This window comes from Tumidithrix elongata BACA0141, assembly GCF_036349135.1.
Classification (GTDB): domain Bacteria; phylum Cyanobacteriota; class Cyanobacteriia; order Pseudanabaenales; family Pseudanabaenaceae; genus Tumidithrix; species Tumidithrix elongata.
This window is the reverse complement of record NZ_JAZBJZ010000003.1, coordinates 84,707-104,833: the sequence shown is the minus strand read 5'-3', so window position 1 is coordinate 104,833 and position 20,127 is coordinate 84,707. Positions and strand designations below refer to the sequence as shown.

The window sequence follows — 20,127 nt, the reverse complement described above, 5'->3', positions numbered from 1 at the left end:
GGATGATTCAAATCCTCCTAAAACGTCTTGCTTAACTTCTCAAACACTCTCTTACGCGCATCAGGGAAAGTCGATGAAATTGCCAAAGCTTGTGCCATGAATTTTTCGCTACAGATTTACGGTCATGTATAATGCTGAGAAGAGTTAGAGTAGCTTTACAGTCACCTAGGGTTGTTGTAAAGTGTATTGCCATCAAGTTGCTTCGAGTATAGAGGTAGGAGAGTATTGAGTTTAACCTTTCGTTGAATGTCTCTCATGTAGTCATAAATTCTACAACTTTAATCTCAATTACTGCAGTTATTCAATAAATCCTTAGTAGGTTCGGAGACGCATTCATGATATTTCCATTGATTGAACGAGTAAAAACAATAAAAGATTTAATTATTCAATCTTTGGATAGGATAGGAACTTCCGTTAATACCTTACTTGGAAACGATCAAGTCATCTTGGCAAAAATTGAGTCACTATCTAAGCAAGTTAAATCTTTAACTGTCGTTCCAGATATTGAGCAGAAAAATTCTCCGATCGCTAACTTTCATGGAGATTTCTATATTCGTCATAATCAAAGGCGACAAGAACATCTAGCCAGTTTGGGAATAAATATTTCAGGGCTTTCCGTATTGGAAGTTGGAGCAGGAATTGGCGATCATACAACTTACTTTCTAGATCGTGGCTGTTCCGTTCTGTGTACAGAAGCAAGAGAAGATAATCTTGAAATTTTGAGAACGCGTTATCCATATATAAGAGTAGAGCAACTAGATTTAGATAACCCACATCCATTAACAGATAAGCCACTGGACGTTGTTTACAGTTATGGACTCCTGTATCACCTCAAAAAACCAGCCAAGGCAATAGAGTTTATGGCTCGCAATTGTTCGCAAATATTACTTCTTGAGACTTGTGTCTCTCAAGAAAATGACGAGTCAATAATCATTACAGAAGAAGAAATCGAAAATCCCACCCAGGGTATATACGGCATCGGTTGCCATCCTAGCCGAAAGTGGGTATATCAACAATTGAAAAAATATTTTGATTTTGTTTATTTGCCCACTACACAGCCGAATCATCCTGAATTCCCAATAGATTGGGCTACTATGCCAGATGAAAAGACACTAACAAGAGCTGTTTTTATTGCATCACGACAGATGATAAACAACCCTCTTCTTGTAGAAGATATTCCAATGAAACAAGTGCGCCATTAAATGTTTAAGATGGCTCAAGAACTTAGCAGAGAAAACGACTATGTGTGACCAATTACCTCTCGTCAGCATTGGTCTACCTGTATACAATGGAGAGAAATTTGTACGGCAATCTCTCGACTCACTGGTGACACAAAGCTACCCATGTTTCGAGTTAATTATTTCAGACAATGCTTCAACAGACCTGACTCAAGAAATTTGTTTGGAATATGCTGCAAAGTATCCACAAATCAAATACTTTCGCAACCTTAATAATCTTGGAGCAACATATAACTTCAATCATGTATTAGAGTTATCAACAGGTGAGTATTTCATGTGGGCATCATGTGACGACCTATGGGAACCATCGTATGTTTCTACTATGGTGGATCTTCTGCACACCACTCCAAAGGCAGTGTTAGCATTCTCTACTCTTGATAGCATTACCTATGAAAATGGGGATTTTGTCAAGGCATACCCTGATATTCTTGAAATCCCGTCAGAAGCCCCCTATCAACGCTTGAGCAATTATATTAACCAAGAAGAATTTTTAGGGAAAGCTAACTTTATTCATGGACTTATGCGAGTCAATGCAATCCATTCAATAGAAGGAATTAAGCTTTGGGGCAAAGGTCATTTAGGAGCAGATATGTTAATAGTATTTCGACTCCTCTCATTAGGAAACTTTGTTGTTAGCAAAGACTTACTTTTTCATAAGCGTCATGGTGGAAGCTCCGATCCATCTGAGCAATCTCATCAGTGGGGAAAAAGTAAACTCGCAGATTTGCAGCAAGTTAGTCTTAGCATTAAAGATTGGTACGGATATTTCTACGGTTATGCTCATATTATTGACCTGACTAATTTACTAACCATTAAAGAGAAAGCAAAATTAAAATTCATGGTATTGAAAAGATTTGGTCAAATTTGCTGGAGGCAAATCAAACCAGTTCTTATTACACCGATCGCCATCAAAGCAAGAAGCATTCTCGACCGTGCAATCAGTAAATCAAAGCAAATATTAAAGCCTAAGCATCTAGATAGTCTTTCAAAAACATCTAAAACTTCTACCTTATTAGAGCAGAATATTTTAGGTCAGAAAGTTAGCTATGCTCAATGTGGAGAGGATTTAATCGTAGATTTTTTATTTTCATGTGAACTCAAGAAATCAAATTTCACTTATCTTGATATTGGTTCTTATCATCCAACTCAATTAAGTAATACTTATTTATTCTATCAAAAAGGTTGCCGAGGAGTATGTGTTGAACCCGATCCAACTCTTTTTAACGAGATTAAGAAACTTAGAGAAGAAGATATTTGTTTAAATGTTGGAATAGGAGTCGATCGAAATACTCAAGCCGACTTCTACATTATGACAGCTAGAACGTTAAATACTTTCTCTAAGGTTGAAGCTGAAAGATATGCCAGTTTTGGCAGTTTTAAAATTGAAGAGGTTATTCAAGTCCCCTTAATCAATATAAATGAATTAATTCATCAACACTTCCCAAATTGCCCAAACTTTATTTCCATAGATATTGAAGGTTTAGATTTTGAAGTACTAAAGACATTCGATTTCTCTAGGTTTAGACCAGAAGTATTTTGCGTAGAAACTAAAACCTATGCTGAAGATAAGACCGAGCGAAAATTATATGAGATTATTGAGCTAATGAATTCAAAAGGCTATTTTGTTTATGCTGACACCTATATCAACTCAATTTTTGTAGATAAAGAAGCCTGGAAAAACCGTCAATCTGTAACTTGAGTTAGTTTGAATGTTTAATATTATTGTCTTCAGTAAAGATCGTCCTTGTCAGCTTGAGCTTTTTCTTAGAAGCGTCAAAATTTTCTTTAGAAACTGGCAAAACCTTCAGTTTTCGGTTCTCTATACCTACAGCGAACCAACATATTGTGAGGGTTATGAAAAACTTAAAGGAATTCATCCTGAATTTAACTATATTTGCGAAAAAGAGGATCAAATCCCCTTTAAGCAAAACGTTTTAAATTTAATTAGTGACACCTCTCCATATACTCTTTTTTTCGTAGATGACAATATTTTTCGTCTAACTTTTGACATCCAAAGTGAAGCATTTCAAATATTTCAAAATGATAAGAGCATTTTGTCTCTATCCCTCCGCTTATCTCCTGAAATCACCTACTGTTACTCAACAAATAGCCCCGCTCCCCTACCCAAGTTTGAGCCTCATTTAATTTGGAATTGGCGAGAACTTTCGCTGGGCAACGACTGGAGCTATCCAATGTCATTGGATGGTCATGTATTTAGAACAGAAGAGATTAAACCACTCATCGAACTCGCAGAATTTTACAACCCAAATTTTTTAGAAGAGCAATTAGCAACTTCTCCAATTAACCTGTCTAAAATGATTTGCTATGCTCATAGCAAGATCGCAAATATCCCTGCAAATAGAGTTCAATCAACTCATTTTAATCGGCATGGAAATTTGATGACTCCAGCAGAGTTTAATCGAGAATTTCTAAATGGGAAAGTTATCTTATTAAAAAATATATTAGACACGCAGCCTACAGCAGTTCATCAGGAGATTTATTTACAACTAGGAACCCTTTTAGCAAACAACTCAGAACCAAAGATTTCTATAATTATTTCTTGTTTAAATCAGGGTTATGCTTTACCCCAAATAATTGAAAGTTTGTGGGCACAAACTTATCAAGAGTTTGAAGTCTTAATTATCGATCGCGGCAGTATTGACGACACTAAATTAGTTGCTGAAGCTTTAATTACTGCCTATCCAAACGGTCGCATTCAGTTGGTAAATCTCGACAATGAAGCTTCATCTGTCCGCGATCGCGCTACAGTCATTGCCAAAGGGGAGCACAAGCTTTTTCTAAATCCCGAGCAAGTAATTAGCTCAACCATGCTGTCAGATTATTTGAGATGGGTTGAAACAATTCCATTAGAAAATCTAGAGCATTGGCTTCAGTCAGTTTTCTATCCATGGCAAAAAACTCAAGGAGAATTAGAGCGATCGCAGTGCCAATTAAAATCTAACTTACAACAAACCCAAGCGGGCTTAGAGCAATCGATGCAGCTCGTACAAAAACTTAGCGGAGAGCTACATCAAACGCAAGTCCTACTAGAAGAAACAAAACATCAACTCGGTCTCACCCAAGGCAATCTCATCCAAGCTAAGTCCGTTATTACAGCTATGGAGAGTAGCAAGTTTTGGAAACTACGCAATAAGTGGTTCGATTTCAGAACTAGTATTGGCGTAGTTGATGAGGCCCAGTCTGTAACCCCAAAAGCCATAGTGAAATTTATAGTGAAATCTTTACTAGGGCAAATAAAAAAAGCTCGGCTGAAAACTAAAATTATTCGCCAAGACAACTGGCATGAAGATAAACCGTTAGTTAGTGTAATTATTCCCTGTTTTAATTACGGCCAATATCTTGAAGAGGCGGTTGATTCCGTCCTTTCCCAAACATTCCAAGATTTTGAAATCATCATTGTAGATGACGGCTCTGACGATCCTTTAACTATTAAAGTTTTAGATGAGTTAAGCAAACCTAAAACTCAAGTAATTAGACAGTCTAATCAAAAATTACCTTCTGCCCGCAACAAGGGTATTGAAGCAGCTCAGGGCAAGTATATCTGCTGTCTTGATGCAGATGATGTCATCAAACCCACTTACCTTGAAAAATGCTTGATCAGGCTGGAGACTGAAAATCTAGATATTTGCTATAGCTGGATTCAAGAGTTTGGGGATAGTTGTGAGATTGGCAAACCAGGGCAATTCGATATCAAGACATTGGTCAAACAAAACTGCGCTGCGGTTTCATCTGTTTTCAAACGGGAGATGTGGGAAAAAGTTGGTGGCTACGACCCAAAGATGGTTGATGGCTATGAGGATTGGAATTTCTGGATCGCGATCGCCAAAATGGGTGCGATCGGAGCCCAAATCAATGAGCCTTTATTTCTGTACCGCAAGCATGGGTCTTCGATGATCGACTCAGCCATCGAGAAGCATGACTTGTTATTCAAGCAAATTCAAGCCAACCATCAGGAACTATACAGCGATCGGCGATTAGTCAAACAAATTAGTCAGCGACGGCAATACTTTTTTGTTGAGAATGGCTATGTCAACTTGACTCATAGTTTTAATCGCCAACCTCGTGCAAATAGCTCTAATGTGTCTGTAGAAGCAGGAAATATATTATTTGCACTACCTTGGATAACAATTGGAGGCGCAGATACAGTAATTCTCCAAGTGATTCAGGCTCTAAAAGACAGAAGTTTTAATTCTACGATTTGTACTACGATGAAAACATCTCAAGATATGGGAGATAGTACAGAAAAATATGAAGAGTTAACCCAAAGCATTTATCACCTTAACAACTTACTGGAGCAAGTCACCTGGAAAGAGTTTGTTTTTTATTTAATTGAGTCTCGGAAAATAAATATTATTTTTATAGCAGGATCCACTTATTTTTACAGTATTTTACCTGATATAAAACAGAGATTTCCTGAAGTTCAAATCATTGACCAACTCTACAATGAATTTGGTCATATTGAGAACAATCGCAAGTATGCAAGTTACATTGACTTAAATATATTAGCCAATGAGACTATCAAAGAAATCCTGCTCAAAAAATTTGGAGAATCCGAAAGTAAAACCCTTGTAATTGTACATGGAGTCGATACAGAAATTGCATTTAATTCAGCTAAGGTAAATGAAAAACTAATATTAAGAAATAATATAATCCCTCAAGGGAAATTTATTGTTTCTTACATGGGAAGATTTTCAGAAGAAAAATGTCCGCAAACATTTTTGCAAATCATTAGAAAGTTAAAAAACTATGATGACATGTACTTTGTAATGATTGGGAATGGTCCTCAATATAAATCGATACAACAAGAAATTTCCACTCTAAATTTAGAAGGGAAAATCTTTGCCCCCGGATTTGTTGACGATAACAAACCATACCTGAAAATCTCCGATGCTTTAGTGATACCTTCCAAGATCGAAGGTATACCTATAACATTAATGGAGGGATTATCCTTAGGGATACCCATCGTTGCCTCTAGAGTAGGCGGCATACCTTCTGTAATTGCTGATGGATATAACGGGTTTACCTGTAATCCCACAAATGTAGATGAATTTGTCGAAAGAATCAAACAAATATACACAGATAAAAAATTACAGTCCCAGCTAAAAGAGAATGCTAGGAGCTATGCTATAAAAAAGCTGGATCTTAATCGGATGAAAAATGAGTATAGCCATGCTTTTACCAATCTCTTAAGTCAAAGTAAATCAACTTAATGTTCACTGTAAGTTAAGTATTGTTAATGGAACTCAAACACAGACAGGTTTTAGTCACTGGTTCAGATGGGTTTATTGGTAGTCATCTTGTAGAAAGACTTTTACAAGAGGAATGCAAAATTAGGGCTTTTGTTTACTATAACTCTTTTAATTCGTGGGGTTGGCTTGATTCTCTGACCGAGAAACAATTACAGAGTATCGAAATATTTGCTGGAGATATCCGAGATCCAAATGGTGTAGAAACTGCAATGAAAGGATGTGAAGTTGTTTTTCATCTTGCAGCGTTAATTGCTATTCCTTTCTCATATCATTCCCCTGATTCTTACGTAGATACAAATATAAAAGGAACTTTAAACATTCTACAATCTGCAAAAAAATTGCAAATTGACAAGATACTAATCACCTCTACGTCTGAAGTATACGGTACCGCTAAGTACGTACCTATCGATGAAAACCATCCTTTTCAAGGTCAATCTCCTTATAGTGCCACAAAAATTGGAGCAGATAGACTCGCAGAGTCGTTTTATCGGTCATTTAATTTACCTGTTACGATCGTACGCCCTTTCAATACCTATGGGCCAAGACAATCAGCACGTGCAGTGATTCCTACCATAATCACTCAACTGCTAACAGGTTCAACTGAAATTAACCTCGGAAGCCTATCTCCAACTCGTGATTTCAACTATGTTAAAGACACAACTAATGCCTTTATAGAGCTAGCTAAATCTGACAAAACAGTTGGAGAAGAAATTAATATTGCTACTGGCATCGAAATATCAATTGGTGAGCTAGCGAATGAATTGATTGCTCAGTTAAACCCTCAAGCACAAATCATTTGTGAAGATTCCCGTTTGCGGCCTGACAAGTCAGAAGTAAATAGATTGCTTGGGTGCAACAAAAAGATTTTATCTTTAACAAATTGGAAGCCCCAGTATAATTTATCTCAAGGGATAGCTGAAACAATTGAGTGGTTCAGAATTCCCAGCAATTTGGCAAAGTACAAAGCGGGAATTTACAATCTTTAGTCGAGATAAAATATGAGAGCCATAATATTAGCAGGTGGCAAAGGTACCCGTTTAAGACCTTATACAGTTACGTTGCCTAAGCCCCTTGTTCCTGTTGGCGGAGAGATGCCAATTCTTGAAATTATCATTCTTCAACTCACGAGATCGGGAGTTGACCACATTACTTTAGCCGTTAACCATCTAGCTAACTTAATCATGGCTTTTTTTGGAAATGGTTCTAGATGGAATGTAAAAATTGACTATTCTCTCGAAGAAAAGTCACTTAGTACAATCGGTCCACTAACATTAATTTCTGACCTACCAGAAAATTTCTTAGTCATGAATGGCGATATTCTCTGCGATCTAGACTACCGTGATTTCTATAATTACCATGTCGCCGCTGATAACGATGTTACCGTATCAACTTACAAGCGAGAATCGAAAATTGATTTCGGTGTATTGACCTGCGATGAGCAAAAGAGGATAGTTAGTTTCTCTGAAAAGCCAACCTATCACTTTGATGTAAGTATGGGAGTTTACTGCATCAACCGTAGAGTTATTGAAGGACTAATCAAGGGAGAACAGTATGGCTTTGACAATCTCATGATCGATGGCATTGCCAGTAAGATGAAAATTGTCGCTAAGCCTTTTGGTGGGTACTGGCTAGATATTGGGCGACCAGAAGATTATGAAAATGCCAATGAAAACTTTGAAGATCTAAAGCAAAAATTGGGAATTACATGAACAAAGTATTAGTTACAGGAGCATTAGGTTTTACAGGACAGCACCTGGTTCAATACTTAAACAAAGATCGTGATATTCAGCTCTATTGTATTCATCGGAACTTAATCACAGAAAATCCCAACGGCTTTAGTTGTAACTTAGCAGATGAATATTCTATTTATAAATTAATCGAAGAAATCAAACCAAACCAAATTTATCACTTGGCTGGAAGCTTTTCTAATGAATATCATACTGATTATTTAAATAATGTTACATCTACAAGAAATATACTTGAATCTATTCTAAAAGCAAATATAAGCTGCCGAGTATTATTGATTGGAAGTGCCGCTGAATATGGACTTGTTAAAGACGATGAAAATCATGTTAAAGAAACACATTCTTTAAATCCAGTAAGTATTTATGGGCTTACCAAGGCTTATCAAAGTCACATGATGAATTTTTATTATCATGTTCATGGAATGGATATTGTTATGGCGCGCACTTTTAATTTAATGGGAAAAGGGATTTCCAAAAAACTTTTTATCGGTCGTGTATATCAGCAAATTGAAGAGTATAAGCAAGGATTGATTAAGAAAATCATATTGGGAGATTTAAGTAGCTATAGAGATTACATCAGTATTGAGCAAGCCATAAAGTCATATCAAATTATTATGAATCATGGCATTAGTGGTGAAGTCTACAATGTAGGCAGTGGTTTTCCCATAAGGCTAGATATACTTTTGGAACAAATTCTTCAAGAATTTAATTTAAATCTTGATGTGGTTGAAATTAAAGGCATTAGCCAACCCAACAAATTAAACATAAGGAATATTTATGCAGATATAACTAAGCTGCAGTCCCTAGCATGGTAAGTAACCCTAAATATCAATTCAAGCATGAGATGCAATAATTTATTAGCTGGATTTCAGCTACTTTAGGGAGCTTATTGTCGATAAGAGTAATTTAAGACATGAAAATAGGAATAACTGGGGCATCTGGCTTTTTAGGTTCTTACACTTTGCAATATTTGTCGAAGCTATCAAAGTATGAGTTGCGAGCCTTAGCTAGAACAGCTTTACCACAGGAGCTAGACTCTCTCTCAAATGTACAATGGCTCTATGGCGATCTGTCATCTCCTATGACCTGTCAAGATTTCATCGACGGATTGGACTGTATTATTCATCTAGCTCATACCCATACGCCTTTGTCTTCCAATCGCGATCTAGTTAGTGATGCCTCACTAAATATAATTCCCACATTAAATCTGTTGCAGACAATTCGCGAATCTGGGAAGGTTCCTCGCTTCATCTATGCCAGCAGTGGCGGCGCGATATATCAATACAACCCTCATCAACGTCCCTATCAAGAATCCGACCTTTGTATTCCTAATTCTTCCTATGGCGTCCAAAAACTTTGTGCTGAAGCCTATCTAAGGTTAGCTGCAGATAAACAATGGCTCACTGCTGTTTCGCTTCGTATTAGCAATCCCTATGGAGTACTGTTGCCTCCCGAACGCTTACAAGGATTGATTGGTGTATGTCTGCATCAATTACGCAATCAAAAACCAATCAGAATCTACGGTAATCCCGACAACGTGCGGGACTATATTCATCTCGAAGACATGTGTAGAGCTATAGAAGTAGCAATCCAAGCTGAGACATCCTTTGAAGTGGTTAATATAGGCAGTGGTGTAGGCTACTCAGTCAATCAAGTTCTAGATTTGCTCGAACAATTAATTGGCAAGCCTTTAGTCAAAGAGTATTGGCAACCGCCAGGAAACCCTCAAGAACTTGTTTCGTGGACCGTCTTAGATATTACTAAAGCAAAAGAGGTACTAGACTGGCAGCCCCACATAACTCTTGAGCAAGGGTTAGCAAAGTTATGTCGAGAGGAACTTAATTTAAAATGAGCGTAACTGTATTAATGCCTGTATATAATGCAGGGCCGTATTTACATCAGGCGATCGCATCAATTCTTCAGCAGTCCTATCAGGACTTTGAGCTTTTGATCGTCAACGATGCTTCCACCGATCGCTCTGGGGATATTATTCAGGAATATGCGAAAGCCGATCTTCGCATTACTTTCATTTCCCACGATCGCAATATGGGATTAGCTGCCACTTTAAATGAAGGGTTATCCTTAGCTCGTTATGACCTAGTAGCGCGTATGGATCAAGATGACGAAGCCTTACCCTCTCGGCTTGCGGTTCAGCTCGATTATATGCAGTCTCACCCTGAGGTATTCGTAGCAGGTAGCTTTGTTTATCATATGGCGGCTAGTCAATCAAGCGATCGCTTAGTACAGTTGCCCATTACCTACGAGCAAATTCGAGCCACTCTTCCTAGAGAAAATTGCATTTATCATCCATCTGTAATTATGCGCCGTCAAAAAATTTTGGATCTTGGCGGATATCGCGCTCAGTTCAAAAATGCTGAAGATTATGACCTTTGGCTAAGAGTCAGTAAAAATTATCCACTGGTCAATATCCCCCAGCCTTTATTGCGCTATCGTTTCTCAGTAGGAGGAATGACATTAAGTCGTAAGTGGGAGCAGCTTTTTTACGTTTGCCTAGCTCAAGTCGCTCACCAGCATGAATCAGCAACTTTAGAAGAGATACAAGAACAAGCTAGAGAAAAGCACCACCAAATCAACAAATTAGATTTTTTACGCACTGTTGCTAAAGGTACGGTAGACGAACTAGTGTCTTTACAATTGTGGCAAGAGGCTAGACAGATAGCAACTAACTTTGCCCCTGATATTGGTTCAATATTTGCTTATAAGCTAAAACTTTATATTGCAGTAACTTATTTGAGACGCTACCTATCTCAAGATTTATCTGCAAAAAAATAGTTATGAAAGTTTTGACGAACAAAAGTCTCTCTTCTCTATATCCTTATTTAGGGCTGATACTATTAATCTCACCCAGCGTAGTCTGGATTTCTTTAGATCGCCACGTCTGGCCGTATGACCAAGCTTGGTACGGTCAAGTTTCAGTAGAACTATTCTATAAGCTGATTAACTCGCCACTAGGTTGGTTGTGGGCAACGATCAATGCTTTAGGGTCTAAAGCTCCCGGAGTAGCCTGGTTTGGTCAGCTTTTCGTGCCTTTGGGATCTGCAATTGGTTCAATTGATGCTGGATTGTTACTCTCCATCCTAGTCACACAATTGATGACATTAGTTCTAATGTTCGAGACTTTTATAGAACTTTCGGGCGGCAGAAAACTGATTGCGATGACAGGCTGTCTGGCGATCGCCTCCGCACCTCTTTTCGTGGCAATGTCTCATCAATACTTTGTCGAGCCCATGCAAACTCTTGCTGTGGCTTGGTTTGTTTTAATTATGAGTTTTGCCCCTAAATGGTCAAAGAAACTGATCTTGAACCAATTAATTGCAGCTACATCTTTTGCCATGTTAGCCAAGGTTAGTTCTCCTATGTACTGTTTAGGACCAGGCCTAGTTGGGCTAGCTTATTTATTTAGAAAGAAAGAGCGATCGCCCATTCAGAATTATGAGAAATGGGAACGTCAGGCGATCGCTGGTTCTTTTATACTTGCCATACTACTAACCACTGCCGCTTTAGCTTGGTACGTCAAAAACTGGAACAGTATAAGCAGTTATGTTATCTCAGTTAGCTCTGATGAATCTTTTCAAAGCCTCTATGGCAAGAAGGATTCTTTAATAAATAAAATTCTTTATTGGTTAGATGCAACTCGCAGTAGTTTCTTCTATCAAGGGACAAGTATTTTAGTCATTATGACATTCATACTTGCGATATCTATTGCCATATTTAGATATATCAAGAAAGGCAGTAAGCCACAAAATCATTTCAATTTATGCGCGCTTGTTTCCTTTTTACAAATCTTCTTTGTTCTAAGAACTTTTTGGTCAAATATAGTTGAAGAACACAGATATTTACTCCCTCTAATTATTTATTTTGCAGTCATTATTTCTTGGAGTTTAGTTCAAATCAATCGCAAGTTTGTGACTAGTTTACTCATTGCAGCTCTCATCCTTCAACTACTTTTCGTGCACAGTCAAGCGCTAAATATCAGTTATCCTAACGCCACTATTTCATACTGGTTACATCCTTTAGATCAAAATCCTGACAATGCTAACGATTTAAATGAAATAGCAAAAAGAACTTGCTCGGAAACTAGTAAAAATCGCTACAACATTGTAGCCATAGAGCTACCTTGGTTAAATTCTAATTCGATGTCTTACTTTGCAGCAAAACAGTTAGAACCACTACAGATACGTTGTTACTATACTTCTCTGGGCTATACCGAAAATAATCTTGACAAAGCTTGGGAAAGACTTCTCTCTCTTAACACAAATTACTTCATAGCCCCAAATCGTACCTTCTACCCTGATGCTTCCGATCCATTTAATCGTGTTGCATTACTAGCACTTGAAAAAGTCCAAAATAGCAGAGTTTTTCGTCTTGAATCATCGGTAAATAATTCAAAAATTAATTTATTCAAGAAGATTGGTAGTTCATCCCAGTAATGTTAGGCTAATGTAAAGTGCTTCTTTTAATAGAGATGCCCCAACTTTATGGTGTTTAAAGACAGTCACTTATGTCCAGACAGATTCATTAGAGGTAAGGTTCAGACTAGTTGCAATGATTTTCCATAAAATTGTTTGCAGCATTTAATAGGGTTGGTTGAAATCTGAGGAGATTCTATGACATTACAGCAACGAATAGAACGAGAGCGCTTACACGGCAAGGTAATCATTGATACAGAGGAGGATAATTGGGGGTGGAATAAGCCTGCTGGTAAAATTAGATGGCAAAGAAGACTCAATTACCTTTCTCAAGCTCTTGAGGATAAACATGGAACTGTACTTGAGATCGGAGCAGGTTCTGGCACTTTTACTGTTGCCTTGGCTGAAATCTTTTCAAGCCTGACAGCCATAGATATATGTGCCGACTTGCTAGAGATTGCACGTTCTAAGCAACCCTCTGTAAACTTGTTATGCATGGATGCTCATAATTTAACGTTTCCCAACGATCAATTTGAAGCCATTATCGGATGTTCAGTTTTACATCACTTGGACTGGGATTTAGCGTTACAGGGATTTTTTGAGAAACTAAAACCTGGTGGTGTGATCCGCTTCTCTGAACCAAACTTACTAAATCCTCAAATTTTTGTCCAAAAGAATGTTCCTTTTGTAAAGAGGTATGTAGGCGATAGCCCTGATGAGTATGCTTTTACAGTTTGGCAGATTGAGCGATCGCTAAAAAAGGCAGGGTTCTCGCAAATCAAGGTAGTCCCTTATGAATTTTTACATCCCTCCACACCACCTAAATTTATAGATACCCTGATTAAAGTGGAGAAATTGCTTTCTAAAACATGGTTAAAACATTTTGGTGGCTCTTTGATGATTGAAGCAATGAAGCCTGCCGATAGATAAGAACCATTGCTTTAAAAGGCACAAATTTTCATAGTTGATAATCACCCAACCAGAAAACAGTTGGGATTCCTTTCTATGTAGAGTTATCACAAAATTTAAGTCTCCTAACAATTTATGAGTTCCAATAGTCCTACTGTCTCAGTGATCGTCCCTTGTTATAACCAAGGTCAATATCTAGATGATGCGGTAGATTCTGTATTAGCTCAAACTTATCAAGATTTTGAAATCATCGTGATCAATGGTGGGTCTACAGATCGAAAAACCATTGATATTCTTCAAAATTATCAAAAGCCCAAAACAAAAGTCATTCATACAGAGGATAAAGGTTTAGCCACTGCTCGTAATGACGGCATACAAGTTTCATGCGGCAAGTATATACTCCCCTTAGATGGAGATGACAAAATTGGAAGTGGGTATCTTTTAGAAGCTGTAAAAATATTAGAAAGTAATGCTAACGTCGGCATCGTTTATTGCCAAGCAGATTTTTTTGGCAATAAATTTGGAAAATGGGCACTGCCCGAATATAAATTTCCCGACATCTTACTAAGTAACGTAATATTTTGTTCGGGGGTATTCCGAAAATCTGATTGGCAACTTGTTGGGGGGTATAACCCTAACATGATTTATGGCTGGGAAGACTATGATTTATGGCTGTCTATTATTGAGCTAGGAAGGGAAGTATATCGTATACCTGAAGTATTCTTTTTCTATCGAAGACGCTCTGGCTCTATGGTTGAGCGCATGGGGAGAGAAAATTACATTTATTCATACACGCAACTATTTAGAAACCATCCTCAGCTTTACACTGACAATATCAGCGCTGTTTTTGCGGAAATCGTTGACTTGAAAGCAACCTTAGACAGTAATATACTTTGGAAACTGCAAAAAGGTTGGCTTAAGCTAAAACGAGTTTTTAGTTGAGGCGAACATTTAGCTACATATATTGAGCCCAGTACAACTACGTTTAATTTGGTCTATTTCTTAATTGTTAACTATTATTCTCAAGATCTGATTCAACAATTGATTGAGTCAATTGAGGCTAACAAAAAACTGGAGCAACCTCAGTGCTTTGAAGTTTATATTGTCAATAATTCTCCAGACGATACCGAGATTCATGCATTGAAACACTTGTTCCCCAAAATTAATATTTTCACGGCGACTCAAAACTTGGGATTTGGCGGTGGATGTAATTTGGGGCTGCAGCAAATTTACGAGATTGACAAAAACGCCTTGGTTTGGCTGATCAATCCAGATGCGACCTTAGATCCAGATGCGATCGCGTATGTAAGCCAATGTTTTGAACAGGACAAAGCGATCGCTATTCTTGGCACAGGCATTCGCGATCGGTCGAAAAAAATTTGGTTTCATAAAGGCGATTTTAATCCCTGGATTGGTGCAATTAACGAAAATTTAGCCCAACTTGTCTATGAGGAAAAACGTGAACTAGGTACAGTAAGGACAATTTCAAGCCGATGGGTTTCTGGTTGCAGTTTGATCCTAAATTTAGGGAAGTTCGATTGCTGCCCAGAGTTTAATTCCCATTATTTTCTTTACTATGAAGACGCCGATCTATGCGAACGCTATTACCAACAGGGATATCATGTAGCCGTCACTGAAGCCGTATTGGTTACCCATGGAGTATCCCAAATTACCGATCGCAATAGAGTGGTTAAATATCGTCACAATACCTTCAGCAAGTTATATTTTTTGAGTCAACATGCCAAACCAACTGCACTTTGGCTCAATCTGATTTACATGCTCGTCAAAATTTTATTTAGGCTTCTTTCCGATCGCGCTGCTGCATTAGGTCGTTGGCAAGGTTATTTGGATTTCCTACATCAGTGGATCAAACGTTAAATGACCTCTCACTCTTTAATTATTAATGGAAGATTTTTAGCGCAACCGATCACAGGGGTACAACGATATAGCATTGAGCTAGTGAAAGCGCTCGATCGGTTACTGGGATTAGATTCAAGCAATTTGCATTCGGTTGGATTCAAGAGTTCTGAGGACAAGCTCCCCAAAATCTCAATTTTTGCACCTTCTAATATTTATACAGAACTACATCTCAAACACATTCCCATTCATAAAGTTGGCTATCTAAAAGGACATCTGTGGGAGCAAATAGAACTTCCGTTTTACAGTCGGAATGCTGCATTACTGCTTAATTTAGGAAATACAGCTCCATTTTTCAAACAGAAGCAAATCGTTGTAATTCATGATGCATCAGTATTTGCCATTCCTCAAGCTTACATTCCGCTTTTTAGTGCATGGTATCAACTGCTCTATAAACAGTTAGGCAAAGTTGCGAAACAAATTATTACGATTTCACATTTCTCCAAGGCAGAATTGATTAAATACTGCCAAATAGATGCAACGAAAATTCAAGTTGCTTACCTAGGCAAAGAACATATTTCAGCCCAAGTCGCAGATTTAGATTTTCTCAAACAGCAAGGTATCGGCAATCAACCATTCTGTTTAGCTGTAAGCAGTCCTAGCAAACACAAAAACTTTCGTGCCGTTTTAGAAGCGATCGCTTTGCTAGACCATCCCAACCAAATCCATGAAGCTCCAAAATTTGAAGTCATTGTGGTGGGGCAGGCAAACCCAAAAATTTTTAATGCTTCGGCACAGCAACAAGCCTCTGCCCCGACAAACGAGGCAACTAGCCGTGTCAGATATCTTGGTGCTGTAAGCGATCGCGTCTTAAAAGCCCTTTACCAAACTGCCAGTTGTTTGATTTATCCCTCTCTTTATGAAGGATTTGGGCTGCCACCCTTAGAAGCAATGACCTGTGGATGCCCCGTAATTACATCCAATGCGGCTTCTTTACCTGAAGTCTGTGGAGATGCGGTTCTGTATTGCGACCCCCACAATTCCTATGACATTGCCAATAAAATCAAACGATTAATGCAAGACAACACCTTACAGGAAAATCTCCGCCAACGAGGTTTGAAGCAAGCCCAAGCTTATAATTGGGAAACCTGCGCTCAAACCCTTTTGACAGAGATCGCTAAGCATTCATAGAATCTGCATGCAATAAGCAAAGGCTATCCAGCCATTCCAAAAATTTAAAAAGCCCAAAGAGCAATAGATAGAAAAGTGATTGACGATATACCAGAAACAAAATTTAATTCGGGACTGCTCATTAAAAATGTGCGGGTGCGCGAACACGTTAACCCACTGGGGAAGAAGTATCAAACACCCACCCCACCGCCCAACTGGGAAGAAGTTTACGATGATTGGTCAAAGCCACTTAGTTTAGACATTGGCTGCGGTCGCGGTCGATATCTGTTGCAGATGGCAGAGAGATCGCCTGATTGGAATTTTTTAGGTTTAGAAATTAGAGAGCCGTTGGTTAAGGAAGCGATCGCTGCCAAGCAAGAACTCCACTTAACTAACCTTCACTATCTGTTCTGCAATGTGAATGTATCGCTTTCCAACTTACTACCTCAAGGAAAAATCCATCAAGTAACAATTCAATTTCCCGACCCATGGTTTAAACGACGCCAACATAAGCGACGAGCAGTACAGCCAGATCTGGTTGAGACCTTGGCTAAGTTGCTAATTCCAAATGGGCAGGTACTTTTGCAGTCAGACATCTATGCAGTAGCAAGGGAGATGTTAAAGGTGTTTGAGGCAAATGGAAATTTCGTTAATCTTGCGGGCGAAGGTCAATTTGCGGAGGAGGGTATCTATCCTAGCCATCTGATTACCGAGAGAGAAGAATGGGTAATTAAGCAGGAAGGGAATATCTACAGGGCACATTTGCAAAGAAAGGGCGAAGCATTCGTGAGGGAAAATTTGGATTAAAACATAAGGTCTTGCCACGAATGCTTCGCCCCTTGTCTTTTTTAGGAATCCTAAAAAAGATCAAAAGTTAATTGACCTTCATTGCACGAGCGATATCGCGGGTATCCTCGCGCTTTTTAATGGTTTCTCGCTTATCATGCAGCTTTTTATTACGAACTACTGCCAAATCGACCTTAATCCATCCATTTTTTAAATAGAGCTTAAGTGGAACCAAGGTCAACCCTCTTTGCTCTATCTTGCCAATCAGCTTACGAATCTCTCGCTTATGCAGCAGCAACCGACGCGTTCGCGTTGGCTCGTGATTAAATACAGTACTTGTGGTGTGATGGGGAGCCACATACATATTTACAAGCATGACCTGCCCCTTACGAATCAAAGCATAGGCATCACGTAGATTCGCTTGACCTGTTTTGATAGACATTACTTCCGTACCCAACAGTTCAATACCCGTTTCACAGGTTTCGAGAATTTCGTAATTAAACCTTGCCTGACGATTATCTGCAAATACACGGTTATAACTATTCATTTAGCCTGGAATCGCTTCTAAAAATTTCCAACTCTGCGCGCGGGCAAAAGCTTGAGAAACCGACTCAGCCATTCTGTGGCAGTGATTATCTACCTGTAAAGGTAGCTCTTCATTTTTTGTGACGCAAGTTAACTTCACCTGTTCGCCCTTAATCTCAGACTGATGAATCAACACCTCAACAGTGACTAACTTGGAGTAGGCTACCTGTCCAGAATTCTCTTGAGCCATCACATAGTCTCCAGTGCTGTAAGTGATCGAAAGATTACACTCTTCAAGAGCAGCAAGAACCGCTGCTTGTAGGGTGGCTGGCAAAATTTCAATCAAAAAATGTTGGGTGTATCTAGCCATAGCTATGTCAGATTTCAATATTATTCAGCAAATTTGTTAGGCTCCCTGTCCATTAGCCCGAACGATTTGCTTGCTTCAAGCCTATCTGTTGCGATCAGGTGACAGACTCAATGCCTAACTAACTTAGGTTAGCACTTCCCAGAGTAGTTACTACGAAAGTTGAACGATCTTGTGAGTTATTACAGAGCAATAGATACGAACGCTCACAATAGATGAGTAAGCACTCAGTTAGGTATAAACAGATTCATGACTTAGAGAATCCGTTTAATGATTTCTTAATAGTAATTTTTGTCCTTTCTAAGCTTGAGATTTGCAGGATTTAATTTCTAAATCTATGACGGCGAGCACCATCTCTTACTGGGATAGGAATCAGCTGAGGCTCTGGCTGTCTTTGACCTACCAAGGCTTCGAGGATGCGATCGAAGATTTCACCGAGCTTTTTTAACGCTTTTTTAATTAATTTCACTACAACTAGCTCCCTTACAATGGCTAAGCCGTTACTTTACCAATCATAACAAATCTTCGTCTTAAATGATCTAAAGCTGAGCAGGCACTCACGTTTCTGAGCCAATTTCTTCCTCTAGAGGGAGAAAATCGATGCTCGATCGCGACAACGGAGCGATCGGGAGCAGCAATACCGATATAGACCAAACCTACAGGTTTTTCATCTGACCCACCATTGGGACCGGCAATTCCCGTGATACTAATACCCCAGTCCGACTGGATTTGGCTTTGGACGCCCAAAGCCATTTGCTCGGCAACGATCGCACTCACAGCTCCATATTTGGCTAAATCGGCACGAGAGACATTCAACAAATTCGCTTTAACGTCATTGCTGTAGCTGATTACACCGCCGAGAAAGTAAGCCGAACTGCCTGAGACATCGGTGAGCATTTGCCCTAAGCCACCACCCGTACAAGATTCTGCCACTGCCAAGGTCTGGTTGTGTTTCTGTAAGTACTTTCCGACAACACTAGCAAGGGTATCCTCATCGACACCATAGCAATCCGCACCCGTGAGCTGACGGATCTCGGCTTCTACAGGAGCAATTAACGCTTCTGCCTCCGCTTGCGTAGTCGCCCGTGCCGTGATTCTCAGTCTTGCTTGCCCATAATTGGCATAGGGAGCGACCGTGGGATTTTTGCTTTCAAACAAGTGGTGTACGCGCTCAGCCAAGGCAGATTCAGGAATGCCCCAATAAAGCAAAACTTTAGAATGAAAGGTTTCTTTGACCCAGCCCTGTGATTGCAAAAAGGGAATGGCGGTTTGTTGCCACATTGGATATAGCTCAGAGGGCACACCCGGAAATGTCAGAATCGTTAAATCTCGATGGGGTTGCCAAATCATGCCTGGGGCAGAACCAATGGGATTGGGTAAAACTTCCGCTCCTTGAGGCAGTAGGGCTTGTTTGCGATTATTGGCTGTAATTTGCCTTCCCACTTGGGCGTACATCTCACAAATCCTTTCCCAGATTTCCGATCGCTCCACCAAAGGAGCATCAAAAAAATCAGCGATCGTTTCAGTAGTCAGATCGTCGGGAGTTGGGCCCAACCCACCTGTAGTAATAATTAGATTTGCACGACCCGTAGCGATCGCAAGTGCTTTTTGGATGCGTTCGGGGTTATCGCCAACAACAGTTTGATAAAAGTGAGGAATCCCTAAGCTAGCTAGCTGCTGCGCTAGATATTGAGCATTACTGTTGAGGATCTCACCTAGCAGCAACTCAGTACCAATACATATAACTTCTGCATTCAATCTTTGCACTGTTTGAGTTCCAGTTCCCCTCTCGGTTTGGGGCTAGGGGGCAAGATTATAGATCTACATTAA

The 20,127-nt window shown here is 39.2% G+C and carries 18 protein-coding genes; 14 read left to right on the top strand and 4 right to left on the bottom strand.

Annotated elements, in window-relative coordinates:
- Positions 1-335: 335 nt before the first annotated feature.
- The 14 genes from V2H45_RS01690 (at position 336) to trmB (ending at position 17,426) form a co-directional block, all read left to right on the top strand.
- On the top strand, positions 336-1,202 hold the full coding sequence (locus V2H45_RS01690) for a class I SAM-dependent methyltransferase (RefSeq protein ID WP_330481873.1): 867 nt from the start codon (positions 336-338) through the stop codon (positions 1,200-1,202).
- Positions 1,203-1,242: 40 nt separating this feature from the next.
- Positions 1,243-2,937 (top strand): FkbM family methyltransferase, encoded by a 1,695-nt coding sequence (locus V2H45_RS01685; RefSeq protein ID WP_330481872.1) that lies wholly within the window; start codon positions 1,243-1,245, stop codon positions 2,935-2,937.
- A gap of 10 nt (positions 2,938-2,947) precedes the next feature.
- On the top strand, positions 2,948-6,469 hold the full coding sequence (locus V2H45_RS01680; protein ID WP_330481871.1) for a glycosyltransferase: 3,522 nt from the start codon (positions 2,948-2,950) through the stop codon (positions 6,467-6,469).
- 26 nt (positions 6,470-6,495) lie between these two features.
- Positions 6,496-7,494 carry an NAD-dependent 4,6-dehydratase LegB gene (locus V2H45_RS01675; protein ID WP_330481870.1) on the top strand — a complete coding sequence of 333 codons (999 nt, stop codon included), beginning with the start codon at positions 6,496-6,498 and terminating at the stop codon, positions 7,492-7,494.
- A gap of 12 nt (positions 7,495-7,506) precedes the next feature.
- Positions 7,507-8,217: a sugar phosphate nucleotidyltransferase gene (locus tag V2H45_RS01670; RefSeq protein WP_330481869.1), complete on the top strand. Its 711-nt coding sequence runs from the start codon at positions 7,507-7,509 to the stop codon at positions 8,215-8,217.
- The gene (locus V2H45_RS01665) at positions 8,214-9,068 is read left to right on the top strand and encodes an NAD-dependent epimerase/dehydratase family protein (protein ID WP_330481868.1); all 855 of its coding nucleotides are present in this window, start codon (positions 8,214-8,216) and stop codon (positions 9,066-9,068) included. Before V2H45_RS01670 ends, V2H45_RS01665 begins: the two co-directional genes overlap by 4 nt.
- 98 nt (positions 9,069-9,166) lie before the next feature.
- Complete coding sequence (locus V2H45_RS01660) at positions 9,167-10,105, top strand: NAD-dependent epimerase/dehydratase family protein (protein WP_330481867.1); 939 nt, start codon at positions 9,167-9,169, stop codon at positions 10,103-10,105.
- Positions 10,102-11,046 (top strand): glycosyltransferase family 2 protein, encoded by a 945-nt coding sequence (locus V2H45_RS01655; protein ID WP_330481866.1) that lies wholly within the window; start codon positions 10,102-10,104, stop codon positions 11,044-11,046. The genes V2H45_RS01660 and V2H45_RS01655 overlap by 4 nt, the downstream gene beginning before the upstream one ends.
- A gap of 2 nt (positions 11,047-11,048) precedes the next feature.
- A complete protein-coding gene (locus V2H45_RS01650; RefSeq protein ID WP_330481865.1) occupies positions 11,049-12,704 on the top strand; it encodes a hypothetical protein in 1,656 nt (551 codons plus the stop codon).
- A 177-nt stretch (positions 12,705-12,881) separates the two neighbouring features.
- Positions 12,882-13,613: a class I SAM-dependent methyltransferase gene (locus V2H45_RS01645; protein WP_330481864.1), complete on the top strand. Its 732-nt coding sequence runs from the start codon at positions 12,882-12,884 to the stop codon at positions 13,611-13,613.
- 114 nt (positions 13,614-13,727) lie between these two features.
- A complete protein-coding gene (locus V2H45_RS01640; protein ID WP_330481863.1) occupies positions 13,728-14,534 on the top strand; it encodes a glycosyltransferase family 2 protein in 807 nt (268 codons plus the stop codon).
- A gap of 48 nt (positions 14,535-14,582) precedes the next feature.
- Positions 14,583-15,470: a glycosyltransferase gene (locus V2H45_RS01635; protein WP_330481862.1), complete on the top strand. Its 888-nt coding sequence runs from the start codon at positions 14,583-14,585 to the stop codon at positions 15,468-15,470.
- Positions 15,471-16,640 carry a glycosyltransferase family 4 protein gene (locus V2H45_RS01630; RefSeq protein WP_330481861.1) on the top strand — a complete coding sequence of 390 codons (1,170 nt, stop codon included), beginning with the start codon at positions 15,471-15,473 and terminating at the stop codon, positions 16,638-16,640.
- A 75-nt stretch (positions 16,641-16,715) separates the two neighbouring features.
- On the top strand, positions 16,716-17,426 hold the full coding sequence (gene trmB / locus V2H45_RS01625; protein WP_330481860.1) for a tRNA (guanosine(46)-N7)-methyltransferase TrmB: 711 nt from the start codon (positions 16,716-16,718) through the stop codon (positions 17,424-17,426).
- A gap of 67 nt (positions 17,427-17,493) precedes the next feature.
- Here the strand turns inward: trmB and smpB are convergent, their stop codons facing one another.
- The 4 genes from smpB to V2H45_RS01605 form a co-directional block, all read right to left on the bottom strand.
- The gene (smpB, locus tag V2H45_RS01620) at positions 17,494-17,952 is read right to left on the bottom strand and encodes an SsrA-binding protein SmpB (RefSeq protein WP_330481859.1); all 459 of its coding nucleotides are present in this window, start codon (positions 17,950-17,952) and stop codon (positions 17,494-17,496) included.
- Positions 17,953-18,300 (bottom strand): hypothetical protein, encoded by a 348-nt coding sequence (locus V2H45_RS01615; protein ID WP_330481858.1) that lies wholly within the window; start codon positions 18,298-18,300, stop codon positions 17,953-17,955.
- A gap of 319 nt (positions 18,301-18,619) precedes the next feature.
- A complete protein-coding gene (locus V2H45_RS01610; RefSeq protein WP_330481857.1) occupies positions 18,620-18,766 on the bottom strand; it encodes a hypothetical protein in 147 nt (48 codons plus the stop codon).
- 23 nt (positions 18,767-18,789) lie between these two features.
- Positions 18,790-20,055, bottom strand: a complete 1,266-nt coding sequence (locus V2H45_RS01605; RefSeq protein ID WP_408648692.1) for a competence/damage-inducible protein A — start codon at positions 20,053-20,055, stop codon at positions 18,790-18,792.
- Positions 20,056-20,127 lie beyond the last annotated feature (72 nt).

Coding starts and splice junctions, on each gene's coding strand:
- V2H45_RS01690 (WP_330481873.1), top strand. CDS start 336: ATGATATTTCCATTGATTGAACGAGTAAAAACAATAAAAGATTTAATT.
- V2H45_RS01685 (WP_330481872.1), top strand. CDS start 1,243: ATGTGTGACCAATTACCTCTCGTCAGCATTGGTCTACCTGTATACAAT.
- V2H45_RS01680 (WP_330481871.1), top strand. CDS start 2,948: ATGTTTAATATTATTGTCTTCAGTAAAGATCGTCCTTGTCAGCTTGAG.
- V2H45_RS01675 (WP_330481870.1), top strand. CDS start 6,496: ATGGAACTCAAACACAGACAGGTTTTAGTCACTGGTTCAGATGGGTTT.
- V2H45_RS01670 (WP_330481869.1), top strand. CDS start 7,507: ATGAGAGCCATAATATTAGCAGGTGGCAAAGGTACCCGTTTAAGACCT.
- V2H45_RS01665 (WP_330481868.1), top strand. CDS start 8,214: ATGAACAAAGTATTAGTTACAGGAGCATTAGGTTTTACAGGACAGCAC.
- V2H45_RS01660 (WP_330481867.1), top strand. CDS start 9,167: ATGAAAATAGGAATAACTGGGGCATCTGGCTTTTTAGGTTCTTACACT.
- V2H45_RS01655 (WP_330481866.1), top strand. CDS start 10,102: ATGAGCGTAACTGTATTAATGCCTGTATATAATGCAGGGCCGTATTTA.
- V2H45_RS01650 (WP_330481865.1), top strand. CDS start 11,049: ATGAAAGTTTTGACGAACAAAAGTCTCTCTTCTCTATATCCTTATTTA.
- V2H45_RS01645 (WP_330481864.1), top strand. CDS start 12,882: ATGACATTACAGCAACGAATAGAACGAGAGCGCTTACACGGCAAGGTA.
- V2H45_RS01640 (WP_330481863.1), top strand. CDS start 13,728: ATGAGTTCCAATAGTCCTACTGTCTCAGTGATCGTCCCTTGTTATAAC.
- V2H45_RS01630 (WP_330481861.1), top strand. CDS start 15,471: ATGACCTCTCACTCTTTAATTATTAATGGAAGATTTTTAGCGCAACCG.
- smpB (WP_330481859.1), bottom strand. CDS start 17,952: ATGAATAGTTATAACCGTGTATTTGCAGATAATCGTCAGGCAAGGTTT.
- V2H45_RS01615 (WP_330481858.1), bottom strand. CDS start 18,300: ATGGCTAGATACACCCAACATTTTTTGATTGAAATTTTGCCAGCCACC.